Source organism: Mycobacterium sp. NPDC003449 (genome assembly GCF_053588415.1).
Genome location: NZ_JBSFPX010000011.1, coordinates 59,935 through 76,429, shown reverse-complemented (window position 1 = coordinate 76,429; position 16,495 = coordinate 59,935). Strand labels below are relative to the sequence as shown.

Here is a 16,495-nt window from a genome sequence, read left to right as displayed (position 1 = left end):
GCAGACACAAACCTGCCCATTTTTCGGCCTTGGATTCAGGCGGTGGCTGCAACGAATGTGGACGGGTCTGAGAGTAGTCGGTCGAGTTCTTCGGCGGGGGTGCGCCAGCCGAGTCGTTTGCGGGGGCGGGCGTTGAGTTCGGCGGCGACGTTATCGAGGATGCCGGGGCCGTGAAACGACAGGTCGGTGCCTTTGGGGAAGTACTGGCGTAGTAGTCCGTTGGTGTTCTCGTTGGTGCCGCGCTGCCAGGGGCTGTGCGGGTCGCAGAAGTAGATCGTCATCCCGGTGGCTTTGGTGATCTCGGTGTGTTGGGCCATTTCCTTGCCTTGGTCCCAGGTCAGCGACCTGCGCAGGATCTCGGGGATTTCGTGGATCTTGGCGCGCAGGGCGTCGGCGACGGTGGCCGCGGTGTGATCACCGGGCAGATACAGCAGCACCACAAATCCGGTGGTGCGCTCCACCAGGGTGGCGATCGCCGAGGCGCTGAAGGCGCCGATAATCAGATCGCCCTCCCAGTGCCCGGGGATGGCCCGATCGAGGGCCTCGGCGGGACGGTCGCTGATGTTGATCATGTCCTTGATCTGACCGCATGTTTCGGTTGTCTTGCGGCCCTGCGGTTTTCGTTGCGTACGGCCGGTGCGCAGCGCGGTCTTGACCAGCCGCGCCAACTCTCCACGGGGCTGGACATAGAGAGCCTGATAGATCGTTTCGTGTGACACCCACATCTCCGGATCGTCGGGGAAGTCTTGGCGCAGCCGGTGAGCGATCTGCTCAGGGCTGTGGCGCTGCTCCAAGCGTGCCACCACCTCGGCCAGCAGCCCAGGATTGTCCTCGAGCTTGCGGGTTTTAGGGCGGCGGCGATGGGCCTCAGCGACATCCTGGCCGACTCGCGCCCGATACCCCGACCCGGTCAGCCCCCGCACGATCTCACGACGGACGGTGTCTTTGTGGCGGCCCAACAACTTGGCCGCCTCCACCAGGCAATACTGCTGCTCCATCAGGTCTTCGAGCCGGCACCGTTCGATAAACGACAACGGGCCCCGGCGCGGGGACGGATCGGATTCGACATGGGCGGGCACAACAGTTCTGGGCACAAAACCAGCTTGTTTGACCCACCGTTTACCGGCGTGTTCTGACACGCCCGCCGCCGCGGCGGCCAACGCCACATCCACACCCGCATGCATCTGCTCCCAGAACAACTCCCGGGCAACCGCTGAATACCGGATCCCGCAATGCCTGCGATCGGCCTGATAACCAGCGTCTTTAGCCCAGCGCTGCCCGGTGCGCTGCGACACACCAGCCACGGTGGCCGCCGCCGTCACCGACAGCCCCGAACCCAACTCCTCCCAAAATCGCTCCCGCACCGACCCCGGCACCGCAGTCGACCCTGGCACCCGAAACCCCACCGAACAACACCTCCGAACTCATCAGGCGTTGCAACGACCGATTGAGTCTGAGGCCGGTTTTCGGGGACCGACGCGTCTGCTCGGCGGGTAGCGGTCGGGTTTCAGCGCGCGTCGCCCGGGGAACTCCGCAGCAATGCCCGAGAGTGTCACGCAGAAGTTGATCGGCTCGCATCTGGTGTCAGGGACGATGACGCCCGGCGAAGAGATCGCCATCCACATCGACCAGACCTTGACCCAGGATGCCACCGGCACACTGGTCATGCAGGAACTGGAGGCGCTGGGTCTGGACCGGGCCCGCACCGACCTGAGCGTGCAATACGTCGACCACAACCTGCTGCAGACCGACGAGAAGAACGCCGAGGACCACGAGTACCTGCGCACCGCCGCGGCCCGGTTCGGGCTGTGGTTCTCCAAACCCGGCAACGGGGTCTCACATCCGACCCATATGCAGCGCTTCGGTGTGCCGGGTAAGACCATGGTGGGCTCGGATTCCCACACCCCGGCCGCCGGATCGCTCGGCATGCTGGCCATCGGCGTCGGCGGTTTGGAGGTGGCGCTGGCCATCGCCGGTGAGCCACTGCACCTTCGGATGCCCGAGGTGTGGGGCATCTGCCTCGAAGGTGAACTGCCGCAATGGTGTTCGGCCAAGGATGTCATCCTCGAAATGCTCAGACGACACGACGTCAAGGGCGGGGTGAACCGGATCATGGAGTACTACGGCCCCGGGCTGGCGGGCCTGACCGCGATGGACCGTCACGTCATCGCGAACATGGGTGCCGAACTCGGCGCCACCACAACGGTTTTCCCCAGCGACGGGGCGGTGCGGGACTTCCTGGCCGCGGAGGATCGCTCCGAGGACTGGACCGAACTGCTGGCCGACGACGGCGCGGGCTACGACATCGACGAGGTCATCGACCTGTCACAGCTGGAACCGCTGATCGCCAAACCCTCGTCGCCGGGCAAGGTGGTGCCGGTCTCCGAGGTCGCCGGCGAGCCGGTCGCCCAGGTGGTGATCGGCTCCAGCGCCAACCCGGGCCTGCGTGATTTCGCGATCGCGGCCGCGATGGTGCGCGGCCACCAGACCTCGCCCGAGGTCAGCTTCGATGTGAACCCGACCTCGCGGGAGATCCTGACCGATCTGACCGAGATGGGTGCGACGACCGAGCTGGTGATCAACGGTGCGCGGATCCACCAGGCCGGCTGCATGGGCTGCATCGGAATGGGCCAGGCCCCGGCGACCGGCCGCAACTCGCTACGCACGATGCCGCGCAACTTTCCGGGACGGTCCGGCACCCGAGAAGACTCGGTGTGGCTGTGCTCACCGGAAACCGCTGCAGCATCGGCGATCACGGGCGTCATCACCGATCCCCGACAGTGGGCCGCCGACGCCAGGATCGAGTACCCGACGCTCGGCCTGCCGGCACACCACAGCGTCAACACCGCCATGCTGGTGGCTCCCCCGAGCCCCGAGCAGGCCCGCGCCGTCCGGGCCGTCAAGGGCCCCAACATCTCCAGCCTGCCCGAGCTGACCCCGCTGCCCGACGACATCGAGGCCCCGGTGCTGCTCAAGGTGGGCGACAACATCTCCACCGACGAGATCTCCCCGGCCGGCGCCCGCGCCCTGCCCTACCGCTCGAACATCCCGAAACTGGCCGAGTTCAGTTTCACCCAGATCGACGAAACCTATCCGCAGCGCGCACAATCCGGGCACGGACACATCATCGTCGGCGGTGAGAACTACGGCCAGGGCTCGTCGCGCGAACACGCCACGATCGCGCCCCGCTACCTCGGGCTGCTCGTGGTCATCGCCAAATCCTTCGCCCGCATCCACTGGCAGAACCTGGCCAACTTCGGTGTGCTGGCACTGGAATTCGCCGACCCCGCCGACTACGACGCCGTCGGGCAGGACGATGTGCTCAGCCTGGCCGGGGTGCGCCGAAGCATGACCGACGGCGAACCCATCACGGTCCGCAACACCACCTCGGACGCGTCGATCCCGGTGCGGCACCGGCTGTCGCAGCGCCAGATCCGGCATGTGCTGGCCGGTGGCCTGATCCCGTGGCTGGCGGCGCAGGGCTGAGTTTCCCCGCTGAGTTTCCCCGCGAGCAGACGTGTCGGTACCCGGGAAAGCGCGTTCCGGGGTACCGGCGCGTCTGCTCGCGGAGAAAAGGCGGCAGGGCAATCAGGGCAATCAGGCGGCGCACAGGCGGCGCCGGCCCTGGACCGCCTCGTAATGCCCGATCAGCTCATCGCAGATGGCGGGCCAGGTGCGGCCGAGCACGCTGCGCCGGGCGGCCACCGAATACCTGGACCGTTCGGCGATCAGATGCTCGACGGCCGCGGGCAGGGCCGACTCGAACTCCTCCACCGCCAGCAGCAACCCGGTCCGGTACGGCGTCACCAGATCCCGCGGCCCGCCCGCGTCGGGAGCGATCACCGGCAGTCCGGAGGCCATCGCCTCCTGCACCGCCTGGCAGAACGTCTCATGCTCACCGGGATGGACGAACACGTCCATGCTCGCATAGGCGGCCGACAATGCCTCACCCCGCAGCTCGCCGGTGAAAACCGCTGAGGGGAGCACACTTCCGAGCTTGTCCCGGTCGACTCCGTCGCCGACGACCACCAGCTGCACATCGTCACGCGCGGCCAACGGGGCCAGCCGCTCGACATGCTTCTCCGGCGCCAGCCTGCCGACGAATCCGACGATCGGTTTACCGTCGGGCGACCACGCCTCCCGCAACCGCTGATCGCGGCCCGACGGTGCGAAGCCGGTGATGTCGACACCGCGCGCCCATTTGAAAACCCGCGGAATGCGATGCGCTTCAAGGTTTTCCATCGCCGAGGTGGACGGCGCGAGGGTGCGGTCGGCCTTGCTGTGCAGCCGTCGGGTCCACGCCCACGACACCCGCGACAGCATGCCGACGCCGTAGCTCTCGGCGAAACCGGCCACATCGGTCTGGAACACCGCCACCGTCGGCACCCCGAGGTGGCGGGCCGCGTGCACACCGCCCCAGCCCAGCAGCGCGGGCGAGGCCAGGTGCACGACGTCGGGGGCGAACCCGCGCAGCACACTGACCATGCGCGGCCGCGGAACACCGAGCGGCAGCGAGGTCACCTTCGGGAACATCCGCGAGGGCACCCGGTGCACCCGGACCCCCTCGTACACCCGGTCGGCCGGCGGCTGGTGTCTCGGGGTGTCCGGGGCGATGACGAGAACCTCGTGGCCGGTGCGGCGGAGATGCTCGATCACCCGAAGAACGGAGTTGGTGACGCCGTTGACATTCGGGAGGAACGACTCTGCAACGATTGCAACGCGCACGTCACGATGGTCGCCCGGGCACCTGTCCCTGAGGTTGCCTCCGGGGATACGACACGCAAAAACCTGATGCCGCTGCCCCCGACCACGGCCCGGACTAAGGTTGCCCACATGCGGTTTCCGCGCGTCGTGGGCGCGCTGCTGACGGCGGTGCTGCTGGCCACCGCCGGATGCGGCCGGGTGATCGACGGCACCGCGGCACCCGATCCGGCCAAACCACCCAGCGAGATCACCGAGGACGGCTCGGGCATTCTGATCGGCTTTCCCGACGCCCCGGCCCAGATCGAGATCTTCACCGAACCCCAGTGCCCGCACTGCGCCCAGCTCCAGCACGATTTCGGCAGGCAGATCTCCAGCTACGTCAGCCTGGGCCAACTCGCGGTGACCTACCGGCCGATGACATTCCTTGACTCCGGCGGCGACGATTACTCGGCCAGGGTCAGCAACGCGTTGTTCCTGGCCGCCGGGCCGGGTACCGACGGCGTGGTGTTCGAGGCGTATGTGCGCAGCCTGTGGGATCACCAACGCCCGGGCGGGCCCGCCCCCAGCGACAGCGAGCTGGCCGATCTGGCCGAGCGCAGCGGGGTGACCGGCGAGCCTCTGGACAGGATCGCGGCCGGTGACGAGGGGGTCGATGTGGCCCAGATGGCCGACCAGAACACCGAATACCTCTACGAGGTGCAATACGACATCGCCACCCCGACGATCTACGACCTGGTCAACGACGACGTGCTCGACGCCTACGACGACAACTGGCTGACCAACCTGATGTCGTCGGTGTAGCCCAGCCGGTCAGCCCGGGATACGCCCGGTCCGCCGCTCCCACAGTTCCAGCCCCACCAGCGCCAACCCGGCGAGCAGCCAGCCCACCACCGCGACCGACCCGGCCGGGATGATGGCCAGCGACGCGTCCCGATTGCGGACCCGGACCAGGTCGGGATCGTTCTTGTCGTACTCGACGTAGATCCGCATACCGGTGTCGAGTTCGGACGGGTAGAGCACCCCGAGTTCGGGGCGGTAGGTGACCCGGTCCGGTGTCACGAACTCGATCGTGGAGCGCCGCGGGCCCGCGTTGAGCACCTCGGCCGCCGCCACCCCCATATGGCGCTCGATCTGCTGATCGTTACGCCACGCACCCACCACCAGCAGCACCGACTGCAACGTCACCAGGCAGGCGACGACCACCACACCGATCCGCATCCGCCGGATGGTGCGCCCGCGACGGGTCTCGCCGGGCTCGCCGTAGAGGTGCGGGATCAGCGGCCGCACCACGGCCTTGAGCCGGTTGGCGACATCGGGCACCCTCACAGCGCCGCCTTGATCGACGCATGCAGGGCACGCAGCGACGACCGGTCGGCCTTCACCTCCAGCACCCGCATGCCCTCGAACGGCTCGGCCAGCGCCGGGCCGAGCGCGTCGACCTCGATCTGGCGGCTCTCGACGTGGTAGGCCCGGCACAGCGCGCCGACGTCGACATCGTGCGGGGTGCCGAACACCCGTGAGGACACGTCGGAGAACCGTGGATCCCCCTGCTCGAGCAGCTCGAAGATGCCGCCGCCGTTGTCGTTGGACACCACGATGGTCAGGCTGCGCGGGCACGGTTCGGTGGGCCCGATCAGCAGCCCGGAACTGTCGTGGACGAAGGTCAGGTCGCCGATCAGCGCGACGGTGCGGCCGGGCACGGCGGCCCGGTCGTGGGCGAGGGCCGCGCCGACCGCCGTCGACACCGTGCCGTCGATACCGGCCACGCCGCGGTTGGAGCGGACCGCCACCCCGTGCGGGTCCAGCCCGACCAGCGCGGCGTCACGCACCGGGTTGGACGCCCCCAGCACCAGCTGGTCCCCCGGTCGCAGCGCATCGGCCACGGCCGCGGCCACATGCAGCCCCGTGGTCAGTGGGTGCCCGGCGAGCTGGCCGCGCACCGCGGCCACCGCATGCGCGTTGACCTCGGCGCAGCGGCGCAGCCAGGCCCGGCCCGGCGTGCCGGTGAGCACCGCGCGGGTGCCGTTGGCCTGCGAGTTCCCCGAGACGTCCGGCCAGCGTGGCCCCGTGGTCAGTGCGTACACCGGCACCGAGGGGTCGGCCAGCAGCGTCGACACCGGCCGGTGCAGCGTGGGCCGGCCCAGCATGATGACCTGCTGCGGGTGCACGAGCCGCAGCGCCAGCGGATGCAGCGGGTTGGCGGCGGGCGGCGCGGTCGGCTCGGCGACCGTCGGGAGCTCGGCGAGGTTGGGGTGCACGCCGGCGCCGTGCCCGGCGATCACCACGGTGTCGGGGGTGAGGTCGATGTCGAGCGGCTGGTCGAAGCTCACCGGCGGTGTGTGGGTCCAGGACCGGCCGTCGGGCCGGCCCGGCGGGAACGTCCGGTCGCCGTCGTTATCGGGGACCAGCGGCTCCCGCAGCGGGATGTCGAACTGCACCGGCCCCGCGTTGGCGCTGCGGGCCCCGGTCGCGGCCACCAGCACCCGGCAGGTCGCCGAGCGCCACTGGGCGTTGAGCACGTCCAGATCGACCGCGGCGCCGCCGCCGGACTCGGGGGCCAGCCCCAGGCTGATGTTGGCCCGCACCTGGGTGCCGAAGTAGCCGAGCTGCTCGAAGGTCTGGTTGGCGCCGGTGCCGAGCAGTTCGTAGGGCCGGTTCGCGCTGAGCACGATCAGCGGCACCCTGGCGTAGTTGGCCTCGACGACCGCGGGCCCCAGGTTGGCCACCGCGGTACCCGAGGTCATCGCGATACAGACCGGCGACCGTTCGGTGCCGCTGCCCCCGCAGGCCAGCCCGATCGCCAGATAGCCCGCGGTGCGCTCGTCGATCCGCACGTGCAGCCGGATCCGCCCGGCCCGGTCGGCGTCGGACAGTGCGAACGCCAGCGGGGCGTTGCGCGAGCCCGGGCACAGCACGACGTCGCGGACACCGCCGCGAATGAGTTCGTCGACGACGACGCGGGCCTGTGCCGTCGAGGGGTTCACCACTACAGCCTATTCGGCGAAGAACTTGAGGATCGCGGCGTTGATGTCCTGCGGTTTCTCGATGAAGCCCAGGTGGCCGGTGTCGGGGATCTCCAGGTAGCGGCCGTTGGGGATGGCGTCGGCGACCTCACGGCCCAGGTGCGGGGGCAGCACCAGGTCGTCGGCGAACCCGATGACCAGCACCGGCGCGGTGATGACCCGGTAGGCCGCGAGCCGGTTCCCGTCGGGTGCGACGTCGAGCTGGGCCCGCAGGCCCGGGGTCGGTTTGGTCGGCCACATGGTGAACATCTCGCTCCAGTCCCTGGCCAACTGGTCGTCGTTGAGGGTCTTGGGCGAGAAGTTCTCCAGCATCCGCACCTTCGCGTCGTAGGCCGGGGGCAGCATCACCCCGGACTCGGCGAGGGTGCGTTCGGCGTTGCGGAAGAACTGGCGGGCCCGGTCCTCGCGGCCCCTGGTGGCCAGCAGCACCGCCGAGCGGACCAGGTCGGGACGGGCCACCATCAGCTCCTGGGCGATGAACGACCCCATCGACACACCGACGATGCGCACCGGGGCCGCGCCGAGCTGCTCGATCAGCGCGGCGGTGTCGGCGACCATCTGGTCGATGCCGAAACCCTCGGCGTTCTCGGTCGCACCGATGCCCCGGTTGTCGAAGGTGATCACGCGGTAGCCGGCCCGCTGGAACTCCGGCACCTGATAGAGATGCCAGGTGCGGCCGGCCCCGCCGCTGCCGGCGATGAACAGCACCGCATCGCCCTTGCCTCGGTCGTCGTACGCCAGATTCACCCGGCCGACGGTACTTGATGACGATCAGCCGCAGCGGCTCATGCGGTGCGCCGGCCCCGGACCTTGCGGATCGCCTGGTCCCAGAGCAGCAGGGTGGTGGCCTTGAGCGGCTCGGGTCTGATCATGTCCCTGCCGAGCATGGCCGTCGCGGCGGCCTTGGTGGCGGCCGAGGCCTTCGACGTGTGCCCCGAGTCGAACGGCGGCTGCGGATCGTATTCGATGATCAGCTGGATGGCCTTGGCCCTGGCCTCGCCGCCGATCTGGCCGGCCAGCCAGATGCCGAGGTCGATACCGGCCGATACGCCGGCCGCGGTGATGATGTCCCCCTGGTGCACGATGCGCCGGTCCCCGACCGGGTCGGCCCCCAGCACCTTCAGCGCGCTCAGCGCCGACCAGTGCGAAGTGGCGGGTTTACCGTCGAGCAGACCGGCGCCGGCCAGCACCATCGATCCGGTGCACACCGAGGCCGTCCAGGTCGCGCCGGGATAGACCCGGCGCAGCCAGTCGAGCACCTTCTCGTCGCGGGCGACGGCGACGCTGCCCGGCCCGCCGGGCACCAGAACCACATCGGGCGAAGGGGTTTCGTCGAACGAGTGGGTGGCGCCGACCGTGAGCACACCCGAATCGGCGGTGACCGGCCCCGGCTCATGCCAGACGAACCGCACCTCGGCATCGGGCAGGTTGCGCAGCACCTCATAGGGGCCGATGAAGTCCAGTGCGGTGAAATTCGGGTACAACACGATCGCGATCTGCATGGCGGTGCCCTTTCAGGAGAAGGTTTTTCGGTACTGGTCGGGTGAAACACCCAGGCGTCGAACGAAATTGCGGCGCATGGTCTCGGCGGTGCCGAATCCGCAGCGGGCCGCGATGACGGTGACGGTGTCGTCGGTCTCCTCGAGCTGGCGCCGCGCGGCGTCGGTGCGGATCCGCTCGACGTAGGTACCGGGCGCCTCGCCCACCTCATCGGTGAACACCCTGGTGAAATGCCGCGGGCTCATCGCGGCGCGCCGGGCCAGCTCGGAGATACTGTGCGCCCCACCGGGTTCGGACTCGATGCCGTCCTGCACCGCACGGATCGGCGCCCGCCTGGCCCGCGGCATCCAGACCGGCGCGGCGAACTGCGTCTGCCCGCCCGGCCTGCGCAGGTAGAGCACCAGCCAGCGGGCCACGGTCTGCGCGGTCTCGGTGCCGTAGTCGTCCTCGACCAGCGACAATGCCAGGTCGATGCCCGCGGTCACCCCGGCCGCCGTCCACACCCGCTCCGAGCTGCGCACGAAGATCGGCTCCGGATCGACCGCGATGGCCGGGAATTCGGCGGCCAGCCGGCTCGCCGAGGCCCAGTGCGTGGTGGCCGGGCACCCGTCGAGCAGGCCGGCCTGCGCGGCCAGGAACGCTCCGGTGCACACGCTGACGACGCGACGGGCCGAGGTGGTCCCGATCCAGTCGACGAGGTCGGGATTCGCCCTTGCGGTGTCGGCGCCGACGCCGCCGGGGATGACGACGGTGTCGATGTGGCTGTGCGGATCGGGCAGGGGCTTGGCGACGAATTCCAGTCCGGTGTGGGTGGTGACGGGCTCGGAGTCGCCGGAGGCGAGGGTGACGACGTAGCCGTCGTCGGTGCGGCCCTGGCCGGCCAGGATCAGCGTCGCCGCGGTGAACACGTCGAACGGCCCGGCGACATCGAGCGCCTGCACGCCGGAGTAGCCGAGAATCACCACCGATCGGGTCACGCCTTCAATGGTGGTCGGACTCGGTCATGGCGTCTAGGCCATGTATCCCACAAATCAGGACAGGCCGGAGCCGGCTACCCCAGCAGCAGCGGGTAGCAGGACCGCACCCGGTCGATCCACCATTGCCTACGGTCACCCGCCGCCGCCAGCCCGGCCAACCGCGCCGGGTCCGGCGGCACCGCCCCGACCGGCAGATACCCGTCCACCGGCCGCCGCGGTTCGGCGACGTCCTCGACGAACAGGCCGCCGGTGCCCAGGCCGCACGCATGCCGCAGCGCGGGCAGGGCGGCCGCCGCCAGCAGCCCCTGGCCGATGCCGACGGCCGAATCCAGCGCGCTCGACACCACGATCGGCACATCGATCTGCGCGGCGATGTCGAGCAGCCGCGACACCCCGCCCAGCGGCGCCACCTTGAGCACCGCCACATCGGCCGCCCCTGCCCGGACCACGCGCAACGGATCGGACACCTTGCGGATCGATTCGTCGGCGGCCACCGCGACGTCGACCAACCGACGCACCTCGGCGAGCTCTTCGACGGTGGCGCAGGGCTGTTCGAGATACTCGAGCGGACCGAGCGCCCGCGCCGCGGCCACCGCCTGCGGCACGGTCCAGCCACCGTTGGCGTCCACCCGCACCACCGGGACGAGGGCCCGCACCGCATCGACGCGGGCCACGTCGTCGTCCAGCGTCTGTCCGGGCTCGGCCACCTTCACCTTGGCGGTGTGCGCCCCCGGGAACCGGGCCAGCACCTCGGGTACCCGGGCAGCCTCGACCGCGGGCACCGTGGCGTTGATCGGGATCCGGTCACGTCTGACGGCGGGAGCCTGCCGATAGGCGGCCTCGACGGCCGAAGCCAGCCAGGCCGCCGCCTCGGCGGGCCCGTACTCGACGAAGGCCCCGAACTCGCCCCACCCAGCCGGGCCGTCGATCAGCGCGACCTCGCGCACGGTGATACCGCGGAACCGGACCCGCATGGGCAGCGCGACGACGTGCAGGCGGGCCAGGATGTCGTCGAGCGCGGGCACCGTCACGGGTACACCTGCCGCCCGGCCAGAAACGTCGCCCGCACCTGCAGATCGGCGATGGTTTCTGGGGCCACCGCACGCGGATCGGCCGAAAGCACCACCAGATCGGCGTATTTGCCGACCTCGATCGAGCCGATCACGTTGTCGGCGAAGAGCTGCCACGCCGCGTCGATGGTCTGCGCCCGGATCGCCTGCTCGACGGTCAACCGTTGCTCGGCGCCCAGCACGCGCCCGCTGGGTGCGGTGCGGGTGACCGCAACGGCGATATTGCGCAGCGGTTCCTCGGGGGTGACCGGCGGGTCGTTGTGCAGCGAGATCCGCATACCGGCGGCCACCGCCGAGCCGGCGGGCATCCACTGCTCGCCGCGTTCCGGGCCGAACAGTCCGTCGACGATGATGTCGCCCCAGTAGTGGATCTGGTCGACGAACAGGCTGCAGGTCACCCCGAGGTCGTGGGCCCGCCGCAGCTGGGCCCCGGTGATGGCGCCGACGTGTTCGAGCCGCAGCCGGTGGTCGTTTCGCGGATGGGCGCGCAGGGCCTGCTCATAGACGTCGAGAATGGTGTCCACCCCGGCGTCGCCGTGCACATGGCAGGCCAGCTGCCAGCCCTGCGGAAAGAACGTGCCGACGATCTCGGCGAGCTGTTCGCGGGTGTAGTTGGCGTGCCCGCACGACCCCGGCTCCACGCCGATGGTGCGGGTGGCCTCGGTGTCCAGGTAGGGAAAGGTCAGGTCGATATTGCCGACCCACGGTGACCCGTCCACCCAGATTTTGATGCCGACCTGCCGGACGATGTCGTCGCCCTCGAACGGCTGGGCATCGGTATGCAGTGCGGCCGTGGACATCTCGTAGGTGCGCAGCCGAACCGTCAGCGCATCGTGCAACGCCGCCAGCATCGGCCGGAACATCGGGTCGAACGCCATCTCCGCGCAGGTGGTGAGCCCGGCCCGGTTGAGCCGAGCGCATTCGGCCCGCAGGTATGCCGGGTAGTCGGCGACCGAGATGGCCCCGTTCGCCAGCGGGAACACCGCGGCCGACTCCTCGGCGGTGCCGTCGAGTTCGCCGTCGGCGGCGCGACCGTACCTGGCGCCCTTGGGATCCGGGGTGTCCCTCGTCAGTCCCGCGGCCCGTGCGGCCGCCGAATTGAAGTACGCCTTGTGACCCGAGTTGTGCACGATGACCAGCGGGTCGTCCGGCGCGGCCGCATCCAGCCAGGCCAGTGTCGGCTCGGGCAGGCCGGGCTGCAGCAGCGGATCCCACCCGTTCAGGTAGGCACCCGCCGCACCCCGCTTGGCCACCTCGGCATGGATGGCGTCGACCACCGCGGCAGCGGTGTCAAGGGTGACCGGTCGGATATCGACGATGCGGTCCGACAGCGCCACCGCCTCCATCAGCGGATGCCCGTGCGCCTCAACGAAACCCGGCATGATGCAGCCGTCGATCTCCCGAACCTCGGTCCCGGGCCCGATCTGGGACTGCACGTCGGCCCGGCTGCCGACGGCGACGATCCGGCCGTCCGCGACCGCGACCGCCTCGGCGGTGGGTTGGGTGTCGTCGACGGTCAGGACGGTTCCGAACAGCACGAGATCAGCACTGGGCACACCCGGATGCTAAGGCGTGGTGACGTTCGCCCGGGTACGTCCCCAGAAATCCGTGTCGCCGATCTGTGTCCTGGTGGTCCTGCCGTCCGGATGCACGACGATCAGCCGGTCGTTATCCAGCCCGCTGCCCTCCTCGGCGCCGATCACCAGGATCGAACCGGTCGGGGTGGCGGTGGCGCGAAGGTACCCGTCGAGATGGCCGACCACCGCGAGGGTGTCGCCGGTGTCGATGTCGAACAGCCGGAGCTCCTCGGCGCTCGGATCGTCGGCCGGTTCACCCTTGACGAGCACCACGCCGTGGTCGATGCCGAGCGGGGCGGCCGCCGAATGGTGGTGGTTGAACATATCTGTGCCCTCCTTGAGCTGCTCGGGGGTGGCCAGCGCGGCCGGGGTACGGATCACCTCGTAGACGAGCTCTTTCTTGGTCAGGCCGTCGAGCCGGGCCAGCACCGCACCGCCGCGCATCAGTTGCGGGTCGGCCGCCTGGTATGGCTTGGGCACGCCGATGAGGTCGCCGTCGGGCAGCATCATCCCGTTCGGCATCGCGGCCGGGTCGACGTGGATGACGCCGAAATCCGCGGCCCCGGTCGGGCTGGCGTCGCCGACCAGGGTGGTGCGCCACTGTGCGGCGATGTCGTCGGTGACCGCCGCGATCTCCGTCGTCCCCAGCGGCACCGCCTCGACCCCGCCGGAATCGGTCAGCGCCACAATGGCATTGATCCGCGGGTCGACGTTGTAGCCGTTGTACGACTGCACCTGCCCTTCGCCCGGTTCCGCTGCGACGACGCTGCCGTCGTCAACGTCGACCACGGACAGTCCGCGATCGCTCGCGACGTAGGTCAATCCGTCGGCCACCGCGAGCACACCACGCTCCCACCCCTCGCTGTCGTGCAGCTGGACGTCCCACAGCAGTTCACCGCTGTCCAGCGAAACCGCGGCCATCCGTTCCTGCCAGGTGTCACCGGACCCGAACGGCGGGCCCACCGTCCCGCCGGTCCGGCCGTAGGCGACCAGCACGGCGTCGTGGCCCTGCACCGTCGCGTAGCCGACGACCGGGCCCACGCTCACCATCGGATGGCTGAGCAGCCGGGTCGAGGCGAATATGCAGCCCAGCGTCAGGGGTATCAAGAGCAGGAATCCCGCGAGCCGCCACAGCGGAACCGTTGGCCGCGCATCGTCGCTCATGAGATCCAGATCTATCCGGCGGCTCTAAGAGCTTTCTGCCGAGCCGGTCGGGAATCGATGAAAAAAGTTCGGCCGCCGTGTCGATTCAGTGGGGGTGCCGTTCGACGTGTCGACGAGGGCACGATGAGCGAGCCCCTTCCACCCAACCGAAGGAGACAACAATGTCGCGCTACATGATGATCATGCGGTCCACCCCCGAGGCCGAGGCAGCCATGGCCGAGCAGGACATCGACTTCGACCAGATCATCGCATCGATGGGCCGCTACAACGAGGAGCTCATCAGGGCCGGGGTGATGCTGGCCGGTGAGGGGCTGACCCCGCCCGAGGACGGATTCGTCGTCGACTTCGACACCGATCCGCCGGTGGTCACCGACGGCCCGTACGCCGAGGTCAAGGAGCTGTTCAACGGGTTCTGGATCATCGAGGTGTCCTCGGTCGAGGAGGCCAGGCAGTGGGCGCGCAAATGCCCGCTGGGGCCCGGCGTCAAGCTCGAGGTGCGCCGGGTGAGCGAGACCGACGAGTTTCCGCAGGACAACGAATGGGTGCAGAAGGAAATCCAGTGGCGGGCCGACCTGGCGGAGAAAGCCGCGGTCGAGGCCCGCAAGGCGGCCAACCGCTGAATCTGGCCGACCCGCACAGCCCCCGGCGACCCCCCGCCGCCGGGGACTGGCGGCCCCCCTGCCCTCAGATGTGGCCCGGTTCCCCGCGATGTTCCGACTGCCACGCTAGGTGCAGGAGCCTGCGAAAACGCGCGTAGTGCACTACCTGTGTTCGGGTGCTCGCCGAACCGTTATCCGGGGGATCGGGGTACAGCATTTCTGTAACACGTTCTAGTGTGGGGGCATGACCCAGGTGGACACCCCCTCGAGCGCCGAACTGCTGCATCACCCGATCCACTCGGGCCACCTCACGGTGGGCGCGCTCAAACGCAACCGGGACAAACCCGTGCTGTTCCTCGGCGAAACCACGCTGACCGGCGGTGAGCTGGCCGACCGGATCAGCCAGTACATCCAGGCGTTCGAAGCGCTCGGCGCGGGCACCGGGGTGGGCGTCGGCCTGCTGTCGCTGAACCGGCCCGAGGTGCTGATGATCATCGGCGCCGGCCAGACCCAGGGATACCGCCGCACGGCACTACACCCTCTAGGCTCACTCGACGATCACGCTTATGTGCTGGCCGACGCCGAGGTGAGCACGCTCATCATCGACCCCACCCCGGCCTTCGTCGAACGCGCCGCGGGCCTGCTGGACAAGGTGCCCTCGCTGCGCCAGATTCTCACCATCGGGCCGGTGCCCGACGCGCTGAAGGACGTGGGGACCGACCTGGTGGCCGAGGCCGCCAAATACCGCCCGGTCCCCCTGGCCGCGGCCGAACTGGCCCCCGACCACGTCGGCGGCCTGACCTACACCGGCGGCACCACCGGCAAGCCCAAGGGTGTGATGGGCACCGTGCGGTCGATCAGCACCATGACGACCATTCAGCTGGCCGAATGGGAATGGCCGGAGAACCCGCGCTTCCTGATGTGCACACCGCTCTCGCATGCCGGAGCGGCCTTCTTCACCCCGACCATCGTCAAGGGCGGTGAGCTGGTGGTGCTGACCAAGTTCGACCCGGCCGAGGTGCTGCGGGTGATCGAGGAGCGTCGCATCACTGCCACCATGTTGGTGCCGTCGATGATCTACGCGTTGATGGACCACCCGGATTCGCATACGCGTGACCTGTCGTCGCTGGAGACCGTGTACTACGGCGCATCGGCGATGAACCCGGTGCGACTGGCCGAGGCGCTGCGGCGGTTCGGGCCGATCTTCGCGCAGTACTACGGGCAGTCCGAGGCCCCGATGGTGATCTCCTACCTCGGTAAGAAGGACCACGACGAGAAGCGACTCACCTCCTGCGGGCGGCCCACGCTGTTCGCACGCACCGCATTGTTGGATTCCGAGGGCAACCCGGTGCCGCGGGGTGAGGTCGGCGAGATCTGCGTGTCCGGGCCGCTGTTGGCCGGCGGTTACTGGAAGCTGCCCGAGGCCACCTCGGAGACTTTTCTTGACGGCTGGCTGCACACCGGTGACATGGCCCGCGAGGACGAGGACGGGTACTGGTTCATCGTCGACCGGGTCAAGGACATGATCGTCACCGGCGGGTTCAACGTGTTCCCGCGGGAGGTGGAAGACGTTGTCGCCGAACATCCTTCGGTGGCGCAGGTGTGCGTGATCGGCACCCCCGACGAGAAGTGGGGCGAGGCGGTGACCGCGGTGATCGTGCTGCGGCCCGACGCCGCATCCGACGCCGAGTCGGTCGAGCGGGTGACGACGGAAATCCAGGCCGCGGTCAAGGAACGCAAGGGTTCGGTGCAGGCCCCCAAGCAGGTCGTCGTGGTCGACTCGGTGCCGGTGACCGCGCTGGGCAAACCGGACAAGAAGGCCGTGCGGGCCCGGTTCTGGGAGGGCTCCGCCCGTTCGGTGGGCTGATTTTCTTCGCCGAG

The 16,495-nt window shown here is 69.3% G+C and carries 14 protein-coding genes; 4 read left to right on the top strand and 10 right to left on the bottom strand.

The window, feature by feature from the left end; translation table 11 throughout:
- Positions 1-35: 35 nt before the first annotated feature.
- A complete protein-coding gene (locus tag ACWDTP_RS05790) occupies positions 36-1,184 on the bottom strand; it encodes an IS30 family transposase (protein ID WP_450017482.1) in 1,149 nt (382 codons plus the stop codon).
- Between the two features lie 355 nt (positions 1,185-1,539).
- Here ACWDTP_RS05790 and ACWDTP_RS05785 point away from each other — a divergent pair, with 355 nt between their 5' ends.
- Entirely contained in the window at positions 1,540-3,486 is a 1,947-nt protein-coding gene (locus tag ACWDTP_RS05785; protein ID WP_450017478.1) for an aconitate hydratase, read from the top strand.
- Between the two features lie 111 nt (positions 3,487-3,597).
- On the opposite strand, the gene ACWDTP_RS05780 is transcribed toward ACWDTP_RS05785, so the two are convergent.
- A complete protein-coding gene (locus ACWDTP_RS05780; protein ID WP_450017476.1) occupies positions 3,598-4,725 on the bottom strand; it encodes a glycosyltransferase family 4 protein in 1,128 nt (375 codons plus the stop codon).
- 108 nt (positions 4,726-4,833) lie between these two features.
- Between ACWDTP_RS05780 and ACWDTP_RS05775 the strand changes: the two genes are divergently transcribed.
- Positions 4,834-5,505, top strand: a complete 672-nt coding sequence (locus tag ACWDTP_RS05775; RefSeq protein ID WP_450017474.1) for a DsbA family protein — start codon at positions 4,834-4,836, stop codon at positions 5,503-5,505.
- Between the two features lie 9 nt (positions 5,506-5,514).
- Here ACWDTP_RS05775 and ACWDTP_RS05770 read toward each other — a convergent pair whose 3' ends face one another.
- The 8 genes from ACWDTP_RS05770 to ACWDTP_RS05735 all read right to left on the bottom strand — a co-directional run bounded on the left by ACWDTP_RS05770 (position 5,515) and on the right by ACWDTP_RS05735 (position 14,015).
- Positions 5,515-6,030 carry a DUF3592 domain-containing protein gene (locus ACWDTP_RS05770; protein ID WP_450017472.1) on the bottom strand — a complete coding sequence of 172 codons (516 nt, stop codon included), beginning with the start codon at positions 6,028-6,030 and terminating at the stop codon, positions 5,515-5,517.
- Positions 6,027-7,688 carry a 2-succinyl-5-enolpyruvyl-6-hydroxy-3-cyclohexene-1-carboxylic-acid synthase gene (menD, locus tag ACWDTP_RS05765; protein WP_450017470.1) on the bottom strand — a complete coding sequence of 554 codons (1,662 nt, stop codon included), beginning with the start codon at positions 7,686-7,688 and terminating at the stop codon, positions 6,027-6,029. The genes ACWDTP_RS05770 and menD overlap by 4 nt, the downstream gene beginning before the upstream one ends.
- Positions 7,689-7,697: 9 nt before the next feature.
- Complete coding sequence (locus ACWDTP_RS05760) at positions 7,698-8,474, bottom strand: alpha/beta fold hydrolase (RefSeq protein ID WP_450017468.1); 777 nt, start codon at positions 8,472-8,474, stop codon at positions 7,698-7,700.
- A 38-nt stretch (positions 8,475-8,512) separates the two neighbouring features.
- Positions 8,513-9,229 carry a DJ-1/PfpI family protein gene (locus ACWDTP_RS05755; protein ID WP_450017466.1) on the bottom strand — a complete coding sequence of 239 codons (717 nt, stop codon included), beginning with the start codon at positions 9,227-9,229 and terminating at the stop codon, positions 8,513-8,515.
- A gap of 12 nt (positions 9,230-9,241) precedes the next feature.
- On the bottom strand, positions 9,242-10,204 hold the full coding sequence (locus tag ACWDTP_RS05750; protein WP_450017464.1) for a GlxA family transcriptional regulator: 963 nt from the start codon (positions 10,202-10,204) through the stop codon (positions 9,242-9,244).
- A 74-nt stretch (positions 10,205-10,278) separates the two neighbouring features.
- Positions 10,279-11,235, bottom strand: a complete 957-nt coding sequence (locus ACWDTP_RS05745; RefSeq protein ID WP_450017462.1) for an o-succinylbenzoate synthase — start codon at positions 11,233-11,235, stop codon at positions 10,279-10,281.
- Entirely contained in the window at positions 11,232-12,830 is a 1,599-nt protein-coding gene (locus ACWDTP_RS05740) for an amidohydrolase (RefSeq protein ID WP_450017460.1), read from the bottom strand. The genes ACWDTP_RS05745 and ACWDTP_RS05740 overlap by 4 nt, the downstream gene beginning before the upstream one ends.
- Positions 12,831-12,839: 9 nt before the next feature.
- Positions 12,840-14,015 (bottom strand): PA2928 family protein, encoded by a 1,176-nt coding sequence (locus ACWDTP_RS05735; RefSeq protein ID WP_450017458.1) that lies wholly within the window; start codon positions 14,013-14,015, stop codon positions 12,840-12,842.
- 161 nt (positions 14,016-14,176) lie between these two features.
- Between ACWDTP_RS05735 and ACWDTP_RS05730 the strand changes: the two genes are divergently transcribed.
- Both ACWDTP_RS05730 and fadD8 read left to right on the top strand, forming a co-directional pair.
- Positions 14,177-14,635: a YciI family protein gene (locus ACWDTP_RS05730; RefSeq protein WP_450017456.1), complete on the top strand. Its 459-nt coding sequence runs from the start codon at positions 14,177-14,179 to the stop codon at positions 14,633-14,635.
- 223 nt (positions 14,636-14,858) lie between these two features.
- Positions 14,859-16,481 carry a fatty-acid--CoA ligase FadD8 gene (fadD8, locus tag ACWDTP_RS05725; RefSeq protein ID WP_450017454.1) on the top strand — a complete coding sequence of 541 codons (1,623 nt, stop codon included), beginning with the start codon at positions 14,859-14,861 and terminating at the stop codon, positions 16,479-16,481.
- The last annotated feature ends 14 nt before the right edge of the window (positions 16,482-16,495 follow it).